The organism is Agrococcus casei LMG 22410, from assembly GCF_900163565.1.
GTDB lineage: Bacteria > Actinomycetota > Actinomycetes > Actinomycetales > Microbacteriaceae > Agrococcus > Agrococcus casei.
On sequence record NZ_FUHU01000041.1, the window covers coordinates 24,255 to 43,244 of the forward strand.

The window sequence follows — 18,990 nt, forward strand, 5'->3', positions numbered from 1 at the left end:
CAAGCATTTCGGCAGATGCGCTCGTGGAGTTGGGCTTGCCAGCAACCCGCAGTATCGTTCCGGCAAAACTGTGACAGACTCGACGCATGGCATCGAAGCGAGCCACCATCCTTGACGTGGCGGCGAAGGCGGGCGTCTCGACGACGACCGTCAGCGATGCACTGCGCGGCAGGGGCCGCATCTCGGCCGAGACCCGCGCATCGGTCGAACGCGCCGCATCCGACATCGGCTACGTGCCGAACCGCGCAGCCCGCAGCCTGCGCATCGCTGAGTACGGCGTGATCGGCCTGCAGCTTCCGCAGACGCTGTCGCGCAGCGAGTTCTACATGTCGACCACGTTCGGCGTGCTCGAGCGCTGCGCCAACAGCGACTACGACGTCACGCTCATCTCGTCGAGCCGCAAGTCAGCCCCGCCCGACGTCGACGGCGTCATCGTGGTCGACCCCGTCGTCGGCGACCGCGGCGTGCAGCGCGCGCTGCAGCTCGAGGTGCCGATCGTGTCGATGGAGCGCATCATCGACGCCGACGTGAAAGCGGCTCTCGTCACCGCCGACTACGAAGGCGCCGTGCACTCGCTGCTCGACACCCTCAGCGAGGGCGGCGCCAAGCGCATCGGCCTGCTGAGCGCCGTCGCTGAAACCGACTGGGCCCGCCGCGTGCGCAGCGAGTACGAGCGCTGGTGCAAGGGCCGCGGCGCCGTGGCCGACTTCGAGCTGCACTCGGTCAAAGACAGCGACGAGATCTGGGTCGAGGGCGCACAGGCGCTGCTCGGCCGCGGATGCGACGCCGTGCTCTGCGGCCCGCCCACAGCCGCCCACGCACTCCTCGTCGCAACGGCAGCCGCCGACCTCGAGCTCGGCCGCGACCTGCTCGCCGCATGCGTCGTCGACGCGCCATCTCTGGCGACCTCGCTGCCTCCGATCACCAGCGTCGATCTGCAGCCCCGCGCATCCGGCCATGCTGCCGTCGATCTGCTGCTGGCCATTCTGCGCAGCGAATCGCCGGCGGATGCGGTGGTGCCGATCGAGAGCATCCTCACGGTGCGAGATTCGACGGGCGTCGTCACAGCCTGATCCCGGCGTTTCGGCATGCGTTCACAGCTACGCTGGCAGGCGTGATCTCACGCACCGCAGGCCGCCGCAGGGCGCTGACCGCCGCATCCGTCTCTGCGACCGCGCTGCTGGTGCTGGCCGGATGCGCACCCGGCACGCTGAGCCAGGGCGAGCCCCAGCCGTCACAGCAGCAGCCGACGTCGACCGAGACGCAGCAGCCCGAGCCAACCCAAGAGCCCGCCTCGTTCAAGATGAGCGTCATGGGCGACTGGCTGCCGCACGACAGCGTGATCTACGACGCCGAGACCGAGAACGGCTACGACTTCGCGCAGTTCGCCGACCCCATCCGCGATGTCTACGACGACAGCGACCTGGTCTACTGCAACCAGGAGGTGCCGACGGCAGAGTCGTTCCCGCACGCGTACTACCCGACGTTCAACTCACCGCCCGAGCTCGCCTCTGGCATGCAGGAGGCCGGCTGCAACGTGATCGGCCTCGGCAACAATCACGCATTCGACTACGGGCAGCAGGGCGTCGACGAGACGCGGCAGGTGTGGGATCAGCTCAGCCCCGAGCTCATTCACGGAGCCGCTCGCAGCCCAGAGGAGCAGCGGGCGGTGTCGTTCACCGAGGTCAACGGCGTCACGGTCTCGTTCGTCAACTTCGTGTCGTTCAGCAACGCGGGCAACAGCGACTACGCGCTCGCGTTCGTCGACAACCACGAGCTGCGCGCCTCGATGATGGCCGAGGCTGCCGAAGCCGACGTGACGATCGTCGCGATGCACTGGGGCGATGAGTACTCGCACGAGGTCAACGCCTTTCAGCGTGAGTATTCGCAGATTCTGATCGACGAGGGCGCCGACATCATCGTCGGCACGCACCCGCACGTCGTGCAGCCGGTCGAGTGGATGCCCAAAGACGACGGCACCGACGCCCTCGTGTTCTTCTCGGTCGGCAACTTCCTCTCGACGCAGATGGAGATCCCCCGTCTCATCGGCATGCTCGGCCAGTTCGACGTCACGGTCGAGCCCGAAGGACGCGTGCTGATCGACAACGCCCACACCGTGCCCACCTACATGCACTTTGACCTCAGTGTCTACGACAACGTCAACGAGAACTGGATCAACCGGGTCAACCTCAACGTGTATCCGCTGTGGGATGCAGCCGAGCCGCTGGCACGCTCCGGCTGGCGCGATCAGGTGTCGGTCGAGTCGCTCTATGCGATGTACGACGGATGGGCGGGCACCGACCAGGTGCCGGTCGTGCACTCCGCAGACGAGCTGGATGACTATCGGTAACACGGGGCACAGCGACCGATAGCCTAGAGGGTGTGAGTCAGACGATTTCCCCACACCTTGCCCGTTCCTGGTTGCTTGTTCCGGCCTCACAGCCTGAGCTCTTCGACATCGCTCAGCAGAGCCGCGCCGACGCCGTCATCATCGACGTCGAAGACGCCGTTGCCGCGAATGAGAAGCAGCAGGCCAGAAAAGACACCGTCGAGTGGCTGAACTCGGGCCACCGCGCCTGGGTTCGCATCAACGACGCATCCAGCGACTTCTGGAGCGAAGACTGCGCCGCCCTCAGCAAGGCCGAGGGCCTCGAGGGCGTCATGCTCGCCAAGAGCGAGGGCCGCTCGCACCTCTCTGACACCGCAGACCGCCTGCCGCAGGGCACGCGCATCCTCGCACTCGTCGAGACCGCGCGCGGCATCGAGCACGTCGAAGAGATCGCGCACTCGAACGAGACATTCCGCATCGCCTTCGGAACCGGCGACTTCCGCCGCGACACCGCCACCGGCGACTCCGAGCTCGCGCTCGCCTACGCCCGTTCGCGCATGGTCATCGCCTCGCGCGCTGCCCGGCTGCCGGCCCCGATCGACGGGCCGACGCTCAACCGCGACAAGCTGCTGCAGGGCACGCAGCACGCGCGCGACATGGGCATGGGCGGCAAGCTCTGCCTCAACCACGAGCACACCGGCATCATCAACGACAGCCTCGCGCCGTCGCACGAGGACATCGGATGGGCGCACGGCTTCATCAAGGCGTTCGAGGCGTCGGGCGGTGCGATCACCGACGGGTCTGACCTGCCGCGGCTCGCTCGGGCGCAGCGGGTTGTGCAGCAGGCTGCTGACTTCCGCATCCACGTCGACGCCGCCGAGGTCGGGCACAACGACTACTAGCGGCTGGTGAGATGGAAAAGTCCCGTTGAGATGGCATCTCAACGGGACTTTTCTATCTTGCGGACGGGCTGTGCCCGGCGTGCAAGGAGGTTTACGTAGGTAAAGGCATGCGCTTCACCTGCGTAAATCTCCTCGCGCAACGCAGAACGGCGGGCGCCAGCACTGCTGACACCCGCCGTTCGCGCTTGAGCGAAGCGGCTACTTCTCGCCGTTCTCGCCCTTGTCGTCTTTGTCGAAGATGCCTTTGACGAAGCCGCTGACCTTCTCGCCAGCACCCTCGGCGCCGTCGCGCACCTTGTCGAAGGTGTCGCCGACCTTGTCTTTGAGCGAGTCGGCTGCAGCCTCACCCTGCTGCGCCTGACCCTCGCGCTCGACCTCTTCGTTGCCGGTCGCCTCGCCGAACTTCTCCTTGGCCTGGCCGCCGAAGTCCTTTGCCTTGTTGCTGATGTCGCCTCCGAAGCTCACGATGGATCCTTTCGATTGAGGACATGCGGCCGGTGCCGACCGCACACACTCGAAAACTAGCGCACAGGATTCACCCACAACAGACTGATGAGGATTTCAGCAGGATCTTCAGCGACAGGCGAACGCGGTTCGTCGAGACCCGCAGGTTCTGCACCTGCAGGGCACACCCCATCCGTCTGTGCATGCCCCCGGTCCGCGCGCGATCGCGAGATGGAAAAGTCCCGGCGAGATGCCATCTCATCGCGACTTTTGCATCTAGCGGCGACGAAAAGCCTGCGCGTGGCGGTCACTTCGCGGGGTCAGTGCGCTCGTCACCCACGCCAGCGTCACCCACGCCACCGTCGTCGCCATCGCCACCGGCATCATCATCCGCAGGCTGCAGCGTCTCGACCACAACGGGCGCGGTCGGCAGCGGGCCTGTGCGATGCGAAGTCTCGCGGCCGTATCCCTTGTCGTCGTCGAGCGCCTGCTGCAGCGCACTCGTCTCGCGCAGCGGCGGCGTCTTGAAGAACAGCGAGAGCACGAACGCGATGATGCTCACCACGAGCGCCAGCCAGAATGCGGCGGCGGTGGCCTGTGCGAATCCGTCGAGGAACGGCGCTGCAAGCCTCGGGTCTGCGCCCGTCAGAAACGACGAGTCGCTGTTGAGCGCGTGGCCGATGTCAGCGGGGTTCTGCAGCACCTCGAGGATGCGCGAGTTGGTCGGGTCTGCGATCACGTTCGGGTCGCCTAGCGCGGCGGCCATCTCTGACTTGTGGCTTGGGTCGTCGAATGCGGCGGGCAGGGTGGTCGGCAGGCGTCCGTACAGCAGTGAGAACACCGCAGCCGTGCCAGCGGTGCCGCCGAGCTGCCTGAAGAACGTGGCGCTGCTCGTGGCGACGCCCATGTCGCGCGGCTCGACCGAGTTCTGCGAGGCGATGGTGAGGGTCTGCATCAGCTGTCCGAGGCCAAGGCCGAACAGCAGCTGGCCGATCATGAGCAGCCAGATGGGGCTGTCGTACTGCAGCAGCGCCAGGATGCCCAGGGCGATCGCCATCGTGGCGGTGCCCGCAATGGGGAAGATGCGGTAGCGGCCGGTTCGCGAGATGACCTGGCCCGAGCCGATCGAGGCGAACATCATGCCCGCGACCATGGGGATCATCATGAAGCCGGCCTGCGTCGGATCCATGTGGTGCACGATCTGCAGCACGAACGGAATCATCATCATGCCGCTGAACATCGCGATGCCCACGAAGACGCCGATGACCGTCGCCATCGAGAACGTGGGGGAGCGGAACAGCGCCAGCGGGATCAGCGCATCCGGCCCCATCGCCCGCTGGATGAGCACGAACGCGACCGCCGAGACCAGCCCGACCGCGTAGCAGACGAGGGCGGCGGGCGAGGTCCAGCCCCATGTGGTTCCCTGCTCGGCGACGAGCAGCAGCGGCACCACGGCGAGCACGATCGTGGTCGCGCCCCACCAGTCGATGCGTGCGCTGCCCGAGTGCTTCGGCAGGTGCAGGAACTTCGAGACCATCCAGAGCGCGAGGATGCCGATCGGCAGGTTGAACAGGAACACCCAGCGCCAGCCCTCGATGCCCGCGAACGAGTCGATGCCGGCGAAGAGGCCGCCGATCAGCGGACCGAGCACGCTCGAGACGCCGAAGATCGCCAGAAAATACCCCTGGTACTTGGCGCGCTCGCGGGGGCTGAGCACGTCGGCCATGATCGCGAGCGGCAGCGACATGAGGCCGCCGGCTCCGAGGCCCTGCAGCGCGCGGAAGGCGGCGAGCATGATCATCGACTGCGAGAACGACGACGCGATCGAGCCGATCAGAAACAGGATGATCGCGAAGATGAACAGCGGCCTGCGCCCGAAGATGTCAGAGAGCTTGCCGTAGATCGGCGTCACGACGGTCGAGGTGATCAGAAACGCGGTGACGACCCACGCCTGCTGGTCGAGGCCCTGCAGGTCGTCGGCGATGGTGCGCATGGCGGTTCCGACGACGGTCTGGCTAAGCGACGAGAGGAACATCGCGAACATGAGGCCGACGATCACGAGCATGATCTGGCGTCGCGTCATGCCGCCGGCCTGGATGATGGCCTGGGCGCGGTCCTTCGACGACAACCGCTTCTTCTTGTCGGAAGACAAAGATGACTCCTGTATGAGGTTTTGGCCGACTGCGTCTGCGTGCAGTCTGGCAGCTGCAGATGAACAGTCTGTCACCGGCGATGGGGCCGGGCAACTGCGGTTGACACTTCTGAATCAGACTAGTCGAAGACGGATGCGCGGGTGCCGCGCCGGGGTTTCTTCGGCGGATGCCCGGGTCGACAGAAGCCGCATCGCCGGCCCGCGTACAATGGCCCGCGTGTCTCGTAGCCGCAATCGCACATCCGCCCTGGCCGCCGCGACCCTGCTGACGGTGCTGCTGTCAGCCTGCGCCGGAGGCTCGCCCGAGGAGTCGCCGTCGCCGACCCCGTCTGCCTCGCCGACCCAGTCGACCCCCACGCCTTCGCCGACCGAGACTGAGGAGCCGACGCCTTCGCCGACCGAGGAGCCTGCTCCCGAGTACGACATCGACAGTGCAGACAGCCTCACGGTCGTGGTCAACAAGGCGCGTCCGCTGCAGCCGGCCGACTATGTGCCCGAGACCGTGGCGTCGAGTGTGTACAGCGTCAACGGCCAGCCGCTGCGACCCGAGGCGAACGAGGCCCTCGCGCAGATGGACGCCGACGTGACGGCCGCCACCGGAAGCGGCTTCGTGCTCTGCTCGGGATACCGCTCGTACGACTACCAGGTCGAGCTCTACAGCGGCTACGTCAACGGCTACGGCCAGGAGGCCGCCGACGCCACGAGCGCCCGGGCCGGCCACAGCGAGCACCAGCTCGGACTCGCCGCCGACATCATGGGCGAGGGGCAGGGCTGCTCGCTGAGCGAGGCCTATGCGCAGACCGCTTCAGGTCAGTGGGTGAGCGAGCACGCGTGGGAGTACGGCTTCATCCTGCGCTACCCCGACGGCTCGCAGCCGATCGTCGGCTACTCGTACGAGCCCTGGCACTGGCGCTACATCGGCGTCGACATCGCCCAGGACATGCAGGAGCAGGGCATCACGACGCTCGAGGAGTACTTCGGGCTTGACGCTGCCCCCGACTACCTCTGAGCCTGCGCACGGCCTCGGTGCCCCGCGGCGGTTGAGCAGTCGCTGGGTGCCCCTCGGTGGTTTGAGGAGTCGCGCAGCAATTCCTCGGTGGTTGAGGAGTCGCGGAGCGACGTCACGAAACCCCAGATGCTCCCGCTCAGCCGCCGAAGCTCACCGAATCCGCGGGCGCATCGTTGACCTTCAGCTGAAACACGTCGGGCCGCGAGTAGTGGCCGACCGGGTCGAAGTCGAGGTGTGACCGCTTCTTCACGTCGAGGTCGATCTCGGCGTAGAGAATCGTCTCCTCGTCGAACACGGGCCCGGCGAGCACGGTCCCGGTCGGATCGATGATCACGCTGCCGCCGCGCATCAGCACGTCGCCGCCGGGCATCTCCTGCTCGATCGGGTGATCCTCGGGGAACGCGTCGCGCGTGAGGTACTGGCATGCCGAGAGCACGAAGGTGCGGCCCTCGAGCGCGATGTGCGTCATGGTCGCCTGCCACGTCGGGCGGTCATCCGCCGTCGGTGCGCAGTAGAGCTCGACGCCCTTCGCGTACATCGCCTGCCGCATGAGCGGCATGTAGTTCTCCCAGCAGATCACCGAGCCCACGCGACCCATGGGTGTGTCCATCGTGTCGAGGGTCGACCCGTCGCCGAAGCCCCATACGAGCCGCTCGGAGCCTGTCGGCATCAGCTTGCGGTGGTTGCCGACCAGGCCCTCGTCGGGCGAGATCAGCAGCGCCGTGCAGTACAGCGTGTTGCCGAGGCGCTCGATGATGCCGACCACGAGGTGAATCCGGTGCTCGGCGGATGCCTCGACGAGCCTCCGCACCTCGTCGCCCTCGAGCGTCACGGCGCCGTCGAAGTACCTGCGGTACTCTTCGCGGCCCGCCTCGGTTCGCACGCCGATGACAGCGCCGAACGATGTGCCCTTCGGGTATCCGCCGATGAAGGCCTCAGGAAACACGGCGAGCTCAGCACCCCCTGCCGCCGCCTTTGCGACGAGGCTGACGGCCTTGCTGGTGGCCGCATCCGCGTCGAATGGAACGGATGCGGCCTGCACAACTGCGACTCTGCTCATGATCTGATCCTTTCAGGCTTCGGTCAGCCGTGCGAGATGTCGACGTCCTTGGTTTCTTTCAACATGGGCCACAGGATGGCCAGCGAGAAGATTCCGACGGCGATGACGTAGTACGCGGGCGAGATGAGGCTGCCGGTCGCGGCGACGAGCCATGCGGCGATCAGCGGACCGGGGCCCGCGAGAGCTGCGTAGGCGACGTTGTAGCCGATTGCCGAACCAGACGAACGGATGGATGCGGGGAACACCTCGACAAGCAGCACGTTGTTCGTGACGGCCGTGCAGGCGACGAAGAACGCGAACGGCACGAGCGCGACGATCGACAGGAACGGGCTCGCGGTCGACATCAGCCAGAACGCCGGCAGCGACCAGACGATCAGGCCGATGATGCCGATGTGGTTCATGGGCTTGCGGCCGAATCTGTCGGTGAGCACGCCCGCGACGGGGTTGAAGATCACATAGATCACCATCACGATGCCGGTTGTGAGCAGCGCATCGAAGCGATCCATACCCACAGGGCCCGAGAGGTAGTTGTTCATGTACGTGACGAAGTAGTACAGCGCGACACCGAAGATTCCCGAGAACGCGAAGGTCACGATGAACGCCTTCACGCGCGAGCTGGTGCTCGTCTTCTCGAGGGTGCCGGCGATTCGCTTGGCAGAGACGGTGTTGAACACCTCGGTGTCGCTCAGGCGGCGGCGGATGTAGAGGGCGACGACACCCATCAGCAAGGACGCGATGAACGGGATGCGCCAGCCCCACGAGTTCAGCGCATCGTCTTCCATCATCGCTGTCAAGGCGACCGCGAAGAAGGTGCCGACGAGGAAAGCGAGACCTGCGGTCGCGGTTACGACGCTGGCGTAGAGGGCGCGCTTCTTCGGAGGGGCGCTCTCGCCGATGTAGGTCGCGGCGCTCGTCCACTCGCCGCCGACCATTGCGCCCTGCAGCAGGCGCAGGACTACGACGATGATCGGGGCTGCGATGCCGATGGTCGCGTAAGCCGGCGTCAGGCCGATGAGGGCGGTGATGACTCCCATGCCGAGCACGGTGATCATGAGCACAGCCTTGCGGCCGATGCGGTCACCCATGGGGCCGAGGATCAGTGCGCCCACTGGGCGTGAGATGAATCCGACCGCGAACACGGCAAGTGCCGACAGCATCTCGGCCGTGGCGTCGCCTGACGGGAAGAACTGCGCACCGATGATGGCCGCGAAATAGCCGTAGATGGCGAAGTCGAACCACTCCATGAAGTTGCCGATGCCGATCGCAACCATCTGTCTCTTGCGTTCAGCGGCCGACGGCTCGCCGATCTGCGGATTGGCGGCGGGCTGGTTTGTTGCCTGCTCCATGTGATCTCCCTTGTTCACTCACAGCGTGGACACCAGAGTACCGTCATACGGTATTATCGTCTAGTCATACATGCGGAAAGCCGGCAGCCGACGGGGTGACGCGCTGGCTGAGGAGCCGCTTTGCGGCGTCACGAAACCACAGGTGACTCGGTGGTTGCCGGGTTTCGTGGCTGCGCGCTTCGCGCTCCGCACCTCAACCAACGACGAGCGGCGTAGCCGTGTGTCGAAGCACCTCAACCAACGACGCTGGTTGAGGAACGGCGCAGCCGTGTCACGAAACCCTCAACCAGCGATGGGCTAGCCGATCGCTGCGTTCACAATCTCGCGCGCCGCAGCCTGCACCTCGCGCAGGTGCTCGGCCCCGACAAACGACTCGGCGTAGATCTTGTAGACGTCTTCGGTCCCCGACGGCCGGGCAGCGAACCACGCGCGGTCGGTCGTCACCTTGAGGCCGCCGATCGCAGCCCCGTTGCCGGGCGCCTCGGTCAGCTTGGCGGTGATGGGGTCGCCGGCGAGCTCGGTCGCGGTGACGTCTGCCGCCGACAGCTTCGACAGCTTGGACTTCTGCTCTTTGGTGGCAACTGCATCCACTCGCTCGTACACGGGTGCGCCGTAGCGATCCGCAAGCTCTGCGTAGATCTCACTCGGGGTCTTGCCCGTCGCCGCCAGGATCTCGCCGGCGAGCAGGGCGAGCACGATGCCGTCCTTGTCGGTCGTCCAGACGCTGCCGTCGCGGGTCAGGAACGACGCCCCGGCGCTCTCTTCGCCGCCGAAGCCGATCGTGCCCGACGAGAGCCCGTCGACGAACCACTTGAAGCCGACCGGCACTTCGACCAGCTCGCGGCCGAGCGCTTCGGCGACACGGTCGATCATCGACGACGACACGAGGGTCTTGCCGATGGCAGTTTCGTAACCCCACTCGGGCCGGTGCGTGAAGAGGTAGTAGATGGCGACGGCGAGGAAGTGGTTGGGGTTCATGAGCCCGCCGTCGCGCGTGACGATGCCGTGGCGGTCGGCGTCGGCGTCGTTGCCCGTGAGGATGTCGAACTCGCTCTGGTGGCGCAGCGCGCTGGCCATCGCGAAGCGGCTCGAGCAGTCCATGCGGATCTTCTCGTCCCAGTCGAGCGTCATGAACGCCCACTGCGGGTCGACCTTGTCGTTGACCACGGTGAGGTCGATACCGTAGCGCTCGGCGATGAGCTCGTAGTACTCGACGGCGGCGCCTCCGAGGGGGTCTGCGCCGAGACGGATGCCCGACTCGCGGATCGCGCGGAAGTCGATGATGTGCTCGAGGGCGGCGACGTAGTGCTCGCGGTAGTCGGTTGCCTCGAGGTCTTCCTCTTCGACCGGACGCCGCAGCACATCGTGCAGGCCGTCGGCGATGATCTCGTTGGCGCGGTCGGCGATCCACTTGGTGGCGTCGCTGTCGGCCGGCCCGCCGTGGGGCGGGTTGTACTTGAAGCCGCCGTCGCGGGGCGGGTTGTGGCTGGGCGTGATGACGATGCCGTCGGCCTGGTCGCCGCGCTCGAACGAGTTGTAGGCGACGATCGCGCGGCTGAGCGCGGGCGTCGGCACCCAGCTGTCGCGCGAGTCGATGATGACGCGGATGTCGTTGGCGACGAGCACCTCGAGGGCGGTGTCGTGCGCGGGGCCCGACAGCGCGTGCGTGTCGCGGCCGATGAACAGCGGGCCCGCGATGCCGATGCTCGCGCGGTACTCGCAGATCGCTTGTGTGATCGCTGCGATGTGGTCGTCGTTGAACGACGTGTCAAGCGAGGAGCCGCGATGGCCGCTCGTGCCGAATGCCACGCGCTGTGCGGGCTCAGAGGGGTCGGGATGCAGATCGCTGTACGCGGCGATCAGGGCATCGACGTCGATGAGATCCTGGGGCTCGGCAACCTGGCCTGCTCTGGTCATGCCTCTAATCTACGCTGGATGCATGCGCACATTCGCCTACCTCGGCCCATCGGGCACGTTCACTGAGACTGCCCTCGACCAGGTGCCCGAGGCGCAGGGCGCGAACCGCATCCCGGTCGCGACCGTGCACGAGGCGCTCGACACCGTCGTCAGCGGCGAGGCAGAGGCAGCGATGATCGCGATCGAGAACTCGATCGAAGGCGGTGTGACCAGCGCACAAGATGCACTAGCGACGGCTCCCGGCATGCGCATCCGCTCTGAACACCTGGTCTCGGTCAACTTCTCGCTCGTCGTCTCGCCGGGCACGACACTCGCCGATGTCGAGACTGTCGCCGCGCATCCGGTCGCGTACGCGCAGTGCGCAAAGTGGATGGCCGAGCATCTTCCGAAGGCCGTGCACCTGCCGGCTGCATCCAACGTGTCGGCTGCGCGTGACCTCGGTTCGTCGGTGGCGCATGCCGCCATCTCGACACCGCGCATCACCGAAGTCGTCGAGTCGCTCGAGGTGCTCGCAACGGGCATCGCCGACTCGTCCGAGGCCCAGACAAGGTTCGTGCTCGTCAGCCGCGACACCACGCTGCCCGCGCAGACCGGCGCCGACAAGACCTCGCTCATCGTCGAGCTGCCCAACGACCGCGCGGGATCGCTGCTCGACATGCTTGAGCAGTTCGCGACTCGCGGGGTCAACCTGTCTTTGATTCAGTCTCGGCCGATCGGCGACCGCCTAGGCCGCTACCGCTTTGTGATCGACCTCGAGGGGCACATCCGTGACGAGCGCGTTGCTGCCGCAATGCTGGGTCTCAAGCGCGTCTCGCCGCGGGTGATGTTCCTCGGGTCGTATCCGAGGGCGGATGGGCAGCGCGCGGTCGTCGCCGATCGCTTCAGCGACGAGTCGTTCACGGATGCGCGCGACTGGCTGCGAGAGATCGTCAGCGAGGCACCCGCACGGTGAGTGCGCTGGGCAGCACCGATGCCCGCAGCCCGGTGATCTCGCCCACGGAGTCGCCATCGATCTGCAGCTCGATCGCCTCGTCGAGTTTCAGCGTGAACTGCTTGCCCTGTTTGAACGCAAGCTGGGGGATGCGCTTGCGTCCCGGCAGGATCGATCGGTCGCGCAGCTCGCGCTGCAGGGGATCGTTGTTGCTGACCATCTCGTGCACGACGCGAACCCACTCGAGTGAGTCCTTGGGGTCAACGAGCGCGTAGTCGAGCAGGCCGTCGTCGATCTTCGCGTCGGGAAACACGCGCACGTTGCCCGGCAGCATGCCGGCATTGCCGATGAGCACGGTGTTCGCGGTCAGCTCTCGCTCGTCTGCCTCGTCGACCTGGCCCCTGATCTCGATGCGCTTGATCGAGCTGAACGCTCTGAAGAACCCGCCGACGTAGGCGACCCAGCCGACCTTCTTCTTCATGTCGTCGTCGGTCATCGCGATCATGCCGGCGTCGAGCCCGAACCCGGCGAGCACTGTGAACGCCTCGCGCTCTTCGGTGCCGTCTTCGCGGGTGAGGATGAGCTCGCCCATGTCGATCGAGCGGTTGTCGCCGGTGAGTGCGACGCGCACGGCGTCTCGCAGGGCGAGCGGCAGGCTGAGGTTGCGGGCGAGCAGGTTGCCGGTGCCCGCCGGAACGATGCCCAGCGGAATCTCGGTCTTCGAGACCATGTCGGCGCCGAGTCGCACTGTGCCATCGCCGCCTGCCACGATGATGACGTCGGGCTCAGCCTTGATCGACTCTTCGAAGGCTGTGACTCCGAAGTCCTTCTCGCCCGTCTCGCGGTAGTCGACCGATGCTTCGTCGGCCTTGCTTCCGAGTGTGTGGTCTACGGCTTTTCGGAGGTCTTCTTCAGACACCTTGACCGGATTGAAAACGATGGCGGCTCGCATGTCTTAACCGTAAGGCAACGGCGGCCGGCAGGGCTCGCCACGCCGCGATGGTGTTCTCGCATCCGAGTGTTACAACTTGTGGCAATGGGAGCCATAAGCGTTTGTTAGGGTCGGTCGTGCCGTCCGCCGGGCGGTTTCGACATCGACAGGAAGCAGACCCCCGTGATCCTCTCTGGCCTCGCCCTCGGCGCCGTGCTCGGCTTCGCCCTCCAGCGCGGGCGATTCTGCGTCACCGGCGCATTCCGCGACATCTGGCTCGTGCGCCAGTCTCGCTGGCTGACCGCATTCCTGGTGACGATCGCCGTGCAGTCGGTCGGCATCTTCGCCCTCGACGCCGCCGGCGTCATCTCGCTCGGAGCCGAGACGTTCCCGTGGCTCGCCGCCATCCTCGGAGGCCTCATCTTCGGCTTCGCCATCGTCTATGCAGGCGGATGCGCGACCGGCACCTACTACCGGGCCGGCGAGGGCCTGGTCGGGTCGTGGATCGCGCTCGCGGGCTACGCGCTCTCGGCCGCCATCATGAAGCACGGGCCGGGAGCCCCGATCGTCGAGGGGCTGCGCGGCGTCACGGCTCCGGTCGGCACAGTGCACGACCTGCTGGGCGTGAGCCCGTGGGTGCTCGTCGCAGTGCTCGTCGTCGGAGTCGGCGCCGCAACGTGGCATCACCTGCGCAAGGACGCCGCCCGCACGAAGCCCGTGCAGCTGCCCGCCAAGCGCAAGGGGCTGGCACGGCTGCTCTTCGAGCGGCCCTGGAACGCGTTCGCGACCGCAGTCGTGATCGGCATCATCGGCATCGTCGCCTTCCCGCTTTCGTATGCGGCAGGCCGCGAATCGGGCCTCGGCATCACCACCCCGAGCGCCGACATCGTCGCATTTCTCGTCACCGGCGACGTCGAGCTCGTCGACTGGGGCGTCATGCTCGTGCTCGGAATCCTCGTCGGCTCGTTCATCGCAGCCAAGGCATCGGGGGAGTACCGGATGCGCGTCCCCGACGCCCAGACCGTGCTGCGGTCAGCAGGCGGGGGGCTGCTCATGGGGCTCGGCGCAGCGATCGCAGGCGGATGCACGATCGGCAACGCGATGGTCGGCTCGGCATCGTTCACGCTGCAGGGTTGGGTGTCGTTCGCGGCAATGCTGCTCGGCACCGGCATCGCCGTGCGGTTCGTGTTCGGCGCTCGCAGCCGGGCCACCGCATCCGCCCCCGCCAAGACCCCGGTCGGCGTCTGACCGACACCGGCATTCAACCCAATATTAGGAGGAACCATGACTGTGCACATTCTCGAGACAGAGGGCCAGGTGTGCCCGTTTCCGCTAGTCGAGGCGAAGCGCGCGATCAGCGAGATCGCCAGCGGCGACGAGCTGCGCATCGACTTCGACTGCACGCAGGCCACCGACACGCTGCCCCGGTGGGCCGCTGACGAGGGCTACCCCGTGACCGCCTTCGACCGCGTGGGCGACGCGAGCTGGACCATCACGGTGCAGAAGCCCTGAGCCGCGCCAGCGCGGGGAATCTGCCGATCGACGTAGACTGGCTCTGTGATCGATACGCAGATTCTCCGCGAGCAGCCTGAAGCACTTCGAGCAAGCCAGGAGCGCCGCGGCGATCCCGTCTCGCACGTCGACGATGCGATTGCGGCCGACAGTGCCCGACGCACCGCGATCGGCGAGTTCGAGTCGCTGCGCGCCCAGCAGAACGCCAGTGCGGCGCAGGTCGGCAAGGCGTCGAAGGAAGAGCGCCCGGCACTCATCGCGGCTGCTAAGGAGCTTGCCCAGCAGGTGAAGGATGCACAGGCGGCGGCAAACGACGCAGAGGCGGCATTCGAGGCGGCGGCGGCACGCATCGCGAACATCGTGATCGACGGTGTTCCTGCCGGCGGTGAAGAGAACTTCGTGACCCTCGAGCACCGCGGGCCCCGCACATCCGGCGACACCGTTGCTCCTCTCGACTTCGAGCCGCGCGACCACGTCGACCTCGGCGAGAGCCTCAAGGCGTTCGACCTCGCTCGCGGCGCCAAGGTCTCGGGCACGCGCTTCTACTACCTGACCGGCATCGGCATGCGCCTCGAGCTCGCGCTCATGAACATGGCGCTCGACAAGACCCTCGACAAGGGCTTCACGCCCGTCACGACGCCCACCCTCGTGCGCCCCGAGATCATGCAGGGCACCGGGTTTCTCGGCGAGCACGCCAGCGAGGTCTACTACCTGCCCGCCGACGACCTCTACCTGGTCGGCACGAGCGAGGTCGCGCTCGCGGGCTTCCACGCCGACGAGATCATCGACCTCGAGCAGCCCAAGCGGTACGCCGGCTGGTCGACCTGCTACCGCCGCGAGGCCGGCAGTGCTGGCAAAGACACCCGCGGCATCCTGCGCGTGCACCAGTTCAACAAGCTCGAGATGTTCGCGTACGTGAACCCGGCCGACGCCGAGGCCGAGCACGAGCGCATGCGCGACATCCAGACCGACCTGCTCGACGCGTGCGAGCTCGACTACCGCGTGATCGACGTGGCTGCCGGCGACCTCGGCTCGAGCGCCGCCCGCAAGTTCGACATCGAGGCGTGGGTGCCGTCGCAGGGCACCTACCGCGAGCTCACGAGCACCTCGAACTGCACGACCTTCCAGGCGCGCAGGCTCAAGACCAGGTTCAAAGACGAAGACGGCAAGAACCGCCCCGTCGCGACCCTCAACGGAACAGCGGCGACCACCCGCTGGATCGTCGCGCTGCTCGAGCAGCACCAGCAGGCAGACGGCACGGTGCGCGTGCCCGAGGCGCTGCAGCCCTACCTCGGAGGACTCACCGCATTGGAGCCGATCCCAACACCATGACTGCTCGCAGACTCGTCGCGCTCGACGTCGACGGAACCATCGTCCACGAAGACAACACGCTCTCACGCAGCGTCTACGACACCATCCGCGAGGTCGGAGCAGCGGGCCACGAGATCGTCATCGCGACGGGCCGCTCGTACGGCGCGACGTTCGAGGTGTGTCATCGGCTCGACATCCGCCCCGCCTACCTCGTCTGCGCAAACGGTGCGCAGGTGATGCGACTCGCGCATCCGGAATCCGACGGCGAAGACGCCTACGTGTCTGACCGCGTCGAGGTGTTTGACGCCGGGCCCGTGCTCGAGCGCGTGCGCGAGCGGTTTCCCGAGGGCAACTACATGGTCGAGAACGGCCAGGGCGTGCGCCGCTACACGAACGAGAATCTCGGATGGGACATCTCGGCAGGCGAGCGCGTGCCGTTCGAGCGGCTGGCAGAAGAGCCCGCGATGCGCGTCGTCGTCGAGAGTCCCTCGCACGACGCCGAGGAGTTTCTCGCGATCGTCGACGGGATGGGCCTGCACCGGGTGTCGTACACGGTCGGGTTCTCGTCGTGGCTCGACATCTCGCCCGACGGCGTCAACAAGTCGACCGGACTCGACTACGTGATCGAGAAGCTCGGCATCGCACGCGACCGCGTGTTCTCCGCTGGCGACGGGCGCAACGACATCGAGATGCTGCAGTGGACGGCTGCCGGCGGCGGCGTCGCAGTGTCGATGGGGCAGGCGCCCAAGGTCGTGCACGACGCTGCGAACCAGCGCACCGGCGACGTGCTCGAGGACGGCCTCGTCGATGCGCTTCGCACCCACGTGCTCTGACGCACACCCGGCACAAAGGGTTTGCCAGTACACTGTCGTAGGTTCGCGCCCCGTGCGCGACCTGGAGGGCTGTCCGAGCGGCCGAAGGATCTGGTCTTGAAAACCAGCAGGCGAGAGCCTCGTGGGTTCGAATCCCACGCCCTCCGCGCAGTGAAGGGGACTCATGGGCACTGAGAGAATCGTCGACGCCAGCGGTGTTGCGCCGCGGCACGGCAAGCTGAAGCGGCACCACCCGATGCGGTCGGCCCTCGGCTACATCGCGATGGCGATGGCGATCGTGCTGGTCGCGACCATCGGCACCGCAGGCATCACCGTGTGGCAGCTGACGTCGCGCATCGACACCGTCGACATCGCCGACGGCGAGACGGTCACACCGCCGGAGTTCGCCAACCAGAAGGGCGCGTTCAACGTGCTGCTGGTCGGGTCTGACACCCGCGAGGGGCAGGACGCCACGAACGACAGCCACGACGGCCCCGAGCTCAACGACGTCACGATGCTGTTGCACGTGCACGAAGACCACCAGGGCGCGACGGTCATCTCGTTCCCGCGCGACCTCATCCTCGACTTTCCTGCGTGCCCGAGCGTCGAAGAGGGCGAGCCGGATGTGCCAGAGCAGTACGGCGCGCAGTTCAACACGGCGCTCGCGACCGGAGGGCTCGGATGCGTCGCGCACGTCGTCGAGAGCATCACGGGCCTCGAGATTCCGTATGCCGCGAAGATCACCTTCGACGGCGTCATCAACATGTCGACCGCTGTCGGCGGCGTGCCCGTGTGCTTCTCGGGCGCGGTGCAGGACCCGTGGTCGGGGCTCGACATTCCCGAGGCAGGCACGTACGAGCTCGAGGGCGAGCAGGCGCTTCAGTTCCTGCGCACGCGCCACGGGGTCGGCGACGGTTCTGACCTCTCGCGCATCGCCTCGCAGCGCGTGTTCCTGTCGGCGCTGCTGCGCAAGGCGCAGTCTGACGAGGTGCTCGGCAACCTGTCGTCGCTCTACAACATCGCGCAGGTCGCGACCGAAAACATGCAGCTCTCGACGAGCCTCAACGACCTCGGCACGATCGTCGGCATGGCCAATGTGATGCGCAAGATTCCGCTCGACACGATGCAGTTCGTGACGTATCCGACGGTGCCGCTCGACCAGCGCGTGGCCCCCGACTTCTACACGGCCGAGATCATGATGGAGCTCGTGCGCAACGACGAGCCGATTCCGCTCGACCCAGACGATCTCGGCGGCGGGGCAGACGACGGCGAGACCGGGACTTCTGATGAGCCGGTTGACCCGACTGACACTGAGGCCCCTGCGGATCCCACTGACCCGACCGACCCTGCGACGGAAGACCCGACGCAGACCGACCCGAACTCGATCGACGGCATGGTCGACGGGCAGAACGCCGAGCAGGAGACATGCGTTGTGCCATACGGGTTCGTCGAAGAGCCCGTGGGCGGTTTCTGAGCCTTTGCGGTGCCGACCGGGGTGCGCGCTCTGGTAGGGTAATCGTTGGCTTAACGGCCATGGAGACGTGCCGGAGCGGCCGAACGGACTTCACTGCTAATGAAGGGTCTCGTGAAAACGGGACCGGGGGTTCAAATCCCCCCGTCTCCGCCAAAGTGAAAGCCCCTGACTGCGGTCGGGGGCTTTCTTGTTGTGTGGGCTGCCGCGCGGCTGGGCGCCGGGCGTGCACGAGATGCCGCGATTTGCGCATCCGTGCACGAGAAACCGCAGATTGTGCGGCTTCTGGTGACATTGCGGCCTTTCGTGCACGCCCGGCGCCCAGCCGCCCCGCCCCGCGCACCCGCCGTGCAGAAGCGCATGCGCGCCCCCGCACGCCCGCCCCCAAGAGTGCGAATTTGTTGCAAACCGGTGACAGTTGTATATCTGCTTCAATTCCCGACCGTGAATTATGTTGATGACAATGTCCAGGTTGGACAACTGTCTGGCTTGCGCGTGACAATGGCCGAAGTGCTGCCCACACCTGCGGTCGCTCACACCAGACGGCTTGCACTATGCACTGGAGGTTCAACGTGTCGATTGGCGTCGTGAAGTGGTTCGACCCCGGAAAAGGCTTCGGGTTCATCGAATCGAGCGATTGCGGCAGTGATGTGTTCGCACACTTCTCGCAGATCGAGATGGAAGGCTACCGCACGCTGCGTGACGGTCAGCAGGTCGAATTCGAGCTCTCAGAGGGGCCGAAGGGTGCGAGTGCTATCGACATCCGTCCGGTCGCTGCTGCGGCGCCCGAAGACGCACTCGTCTCGAATTGACAGCAGCGCCCGAATTGGGTGTAAGCTGGTCGCTGGCTGTTCAGCCTGATG

The 18,990-nt window shown here is 66.4% G+C and carries 17 protein-coding genes and 2 tRNA genes; 13 read left to right on the forward strand and 6 right to left on the reverse strand.

The window, feature by feature from the left end; translation table 11 throughout:
• Positions 1 to 86: 86 nt before the first annotated feature.
• The 3 genes from CZ674_RS09945 to CZ674_RS09955 are packed head-to-tail and all read left to right on the forward strand — an operon-like array spanning position 87 to position 3,231.
• A complete protein-coding gene (locus CZ674_RS09945) occupies positions 87 to 1,073 on the forward strand; it encodes a LacI family DNA-binding transcriptional regulator (protein WP_086992373.1) in 987 nt (328 codons plus the stop codon).
• 41 nt (positions 1,074 to 1,114) lie between these two features.
• Entirely contained in the window at positions 1,115 to 2,350 is a 1,236-nt protein-coding gene (locus CZ674_RS09950; protein WP_086992374.1) for a CapA family protein, read from the forward strand.
• A gap of 32 nt (positions 2,351 to 2,382) precedes the next feature.
• Complete coding sequence (locus CZ674_RS09955) at positions 2,383 to 3,231, forward strand: HpcH/HpaI aldolase/citrate lyase family protein (RefSeq protein WP_086992375.1); 849 nt, start codon at positions 2,383 to 2,385, stop codon at positions 3,229 to 3,231.
• A 198-nt stretch (positions 3,232 to 3,429) separates the two neighbouring features.
• Here CZ674_RS09955 and CZ674_RS09960 read toward each other — a convergent pair whose 3' ends face one another.
• Both CZ674_RS09960 and CZ674_RS09965 read right to left on the reverse strand, forming a co-directional pair.
• Positions 3,430 to 3,696 carry a CsbD family protein gene (locus CZ674_RS09960; protein WP_086992376.1) on the reverse strand — a complete coding sequence of 89 codons (267 nt, stop codon included), beginning with the start codon at positions 3,694 to 3,696 and terminating at the stop codon, positions 3,430 to 3,432.
• Between the two features lie 286 nt (positions 3,697 to 3,982).
• Positions 3,983 to 5,758 (reverse strand): MDR family MFS transporter, encoded by a 1,776-nt coding sequence (locus CZ674_RS09965; RefSeq protein WP_086992451.1) that lies wholly within the window; start codon positions 5,756 to 5,758, stop codon positions 3,983 to 3,985.
• A gap of 286 nt (positions 5,759 to 6,044) precedes the next feature.
• On the opposite strand from CZ674_RS09965, the gene CZ674_RS09970 reads away from it, so the two are divergent.
• Positions 6,045 to 6,836, forward strand: a complete 792-nt coding sequence (locus CZ674_RS09970; protein WP_143244712.1) for a M15 family metallopeptidase — start codon at positions 6,045 to 6,047, stop codon at positions 6,834 to 6,836.
• A gap of 136 nt (positions 6,837 to 6,972) precedes the next feature.
• Here the strand turns inward: CZ674_RS09970 and CZ674_RS09975 are convergent, their stop codons facing one another.
• From CZ674_RS09975 to pgm, 3 genes are all read right to left on the reverse strand, one after another.
• Positions 6,973 to 7,896, reverse strand: a complete 924-nt coding sequence (locus CZ674_RS09975) for a carbon-nitrogen hydrolase family protein (protein ID WP_086992377.1) — start codon at positions 7,894 to 7,896, stop codon at positions 6,973 to 6,975.
• Positions 7,897 to 7,919: 23 nt separating this feature from the next.
• Positions 7,920 to 9,242 (reverse strand): MFS transporter, encoded by a 1,323-nt coding sequence (locus CZ674_RS09980; RefSeq protein ID WP_086992378.1) that lies wholly within the window; start codon positions 9,240 to 9,242, stop codon positions 7,920 to 7,922.
• A gap of 297 nt (positions 9,243 to 9,539) precedes the next feature.
• Positions 9,540 to 11,159, reverse strand: a complete 1,620-nt coding sequence (gene pgm / locus CZ674_RS09985) for a phosphoglucomutase (alpha-D-glucose-1,6-bisphosphate-dependent) (protein ID WP_086992379.1) — start codon at positions 11,157 to 11,159, stop codon at positions 9,540 to 9,542.
• Between the two features lie 22 nt (positions 11,160 to 11,181).
• Between pgm and pheA the strand changes: the two genes are divergently transcribed.
• Positions 11,182 to 12,111, forward strand: a complete 930-nt coding sequence (gene pheA, locus CZ674_RS09990; RefSeq protein WP_234988547.1) for a prephenate dehydratase — start codon at positions 11,182 to 11,184, stop codon at positions 12,109 to 12,111.
• On the opposite strand, the gene CZ674_RS09995 is transcribed toward pheA, so the two are convergent.
• Entirely contained in the window at positions 12,089 to 13,042 is a 954-nt protein-coding gene (locus tag CZ674_RS09995) for a diacylglycerol/lipid kinase family protein (RefSeq protein WP_086992381.1), read from the reverse strand. The genes pheA and CZ674_RS09995 overlap by 23 nt on opposite strands.
• Before the next feature lie 162 nt (positions 13,043 to 13,204).
• Here CZ674_RS09995 and CZ674_RS10000 point away from each other — a divergent pair, with 162 nt between their 5' ends.
• The 8 genes from CZ674_RS10000 to CZ674_RS10035 all read left to right on the forward strand — a co-directional run bounded on the left by CZ674_RS10000 (position 13,205) and on the right by CZ674_RS10035 (position 18,939).
• Positions 13,205 to 14,269 (forward strand): YeeE/YedE family protein, encoded by a 1,065-nt coding sequence (locus tag CZ674_RS10000; RefSeq protein WP_086992382.1) that lies wholly within the window; start codon positions 13,205 to 13,207, stop codon positions 14,267 to 14,269.
• A 36-nt stretch (positions 14,270 to 14,305) separates the two neighbouring features.
• Positions 14,306 to 14,533: a sulfurtransferase TusA family protein gene (locus CZ674_RS10005; RefSeq protein ID WP_086992383.1), complete on the forward strand. Its 228-nt coding sequence runs from the start codon at positions 14,306 to 14,308 to the stop codon at positions 14,531 to 14,533.
• 45 nt (positions 14,534 to 14,578) lie between these two features.
• On the forward strand, positions 14,579 to 15,865 hold the full coding sequence (gene serS / locus CZ674_RS10010) for a serine--tRNA ligase (protein ID WP_086992384.1): 1,287 nt from the start codon (positions 14,579 to 14,581) through the stop codon (positions 15,863 to 15,865).
• Positions 15,862 to 16,677 (forward strand): HAD family hydrolase, encoded by an 816-nt coding sequence (locus CZ674_RS10015; RefSeq protein WP_086992385.1) that lies wholly within the window; start codon positions 15,862 to 15,864, stop codon positions 16,675 to 16,677. The genes serS and CZ674_RS10015 overlap by 4 nt, the downstream gene beginning before the upstream one ends.
• A gap of 63 nt (positions 16,678 to 16,740) precedes the next feature.
• Positions 16,741 to 16,823: transfer RNA gene (locus CZ674_RS10020), tRNA-Ser, on the forward strand.
• Positions 16,824 to 16,840: 17 nt separating this feature from the next.
• Complete coding sequence (locus tag CZ674_RS10025) at positions 16,841 to 18,130, forward strand: LCP family protein (protein WP_086992386.1); 1,290 nt, start codon at positions 16,841 to 16,843, stop codon at positions 18,128 to 18,130.
• Between the two features lie 61 nt (positions 18,131 to 18,191).
• A tRNA-Ser gene (locus CZ674_RS10030) sits at positions 18,192 to 18,283 on the forward strand.
• Between the two features lie 398 nt (positions 18,284 to 18,681).
• Positions 18,682 to 18,939, forward strand: a complete 258-nt coding sequence (locus CZ674_RS10035; RefSeq protein ID WP_441352980.1) for a cold-shock protein — start codon at positions 18,682 to 18,684, stop codon at positions 18,937 to 18,939.
• Positions 18,940 to 18,990: the final 51 nt, after the last annotated feature.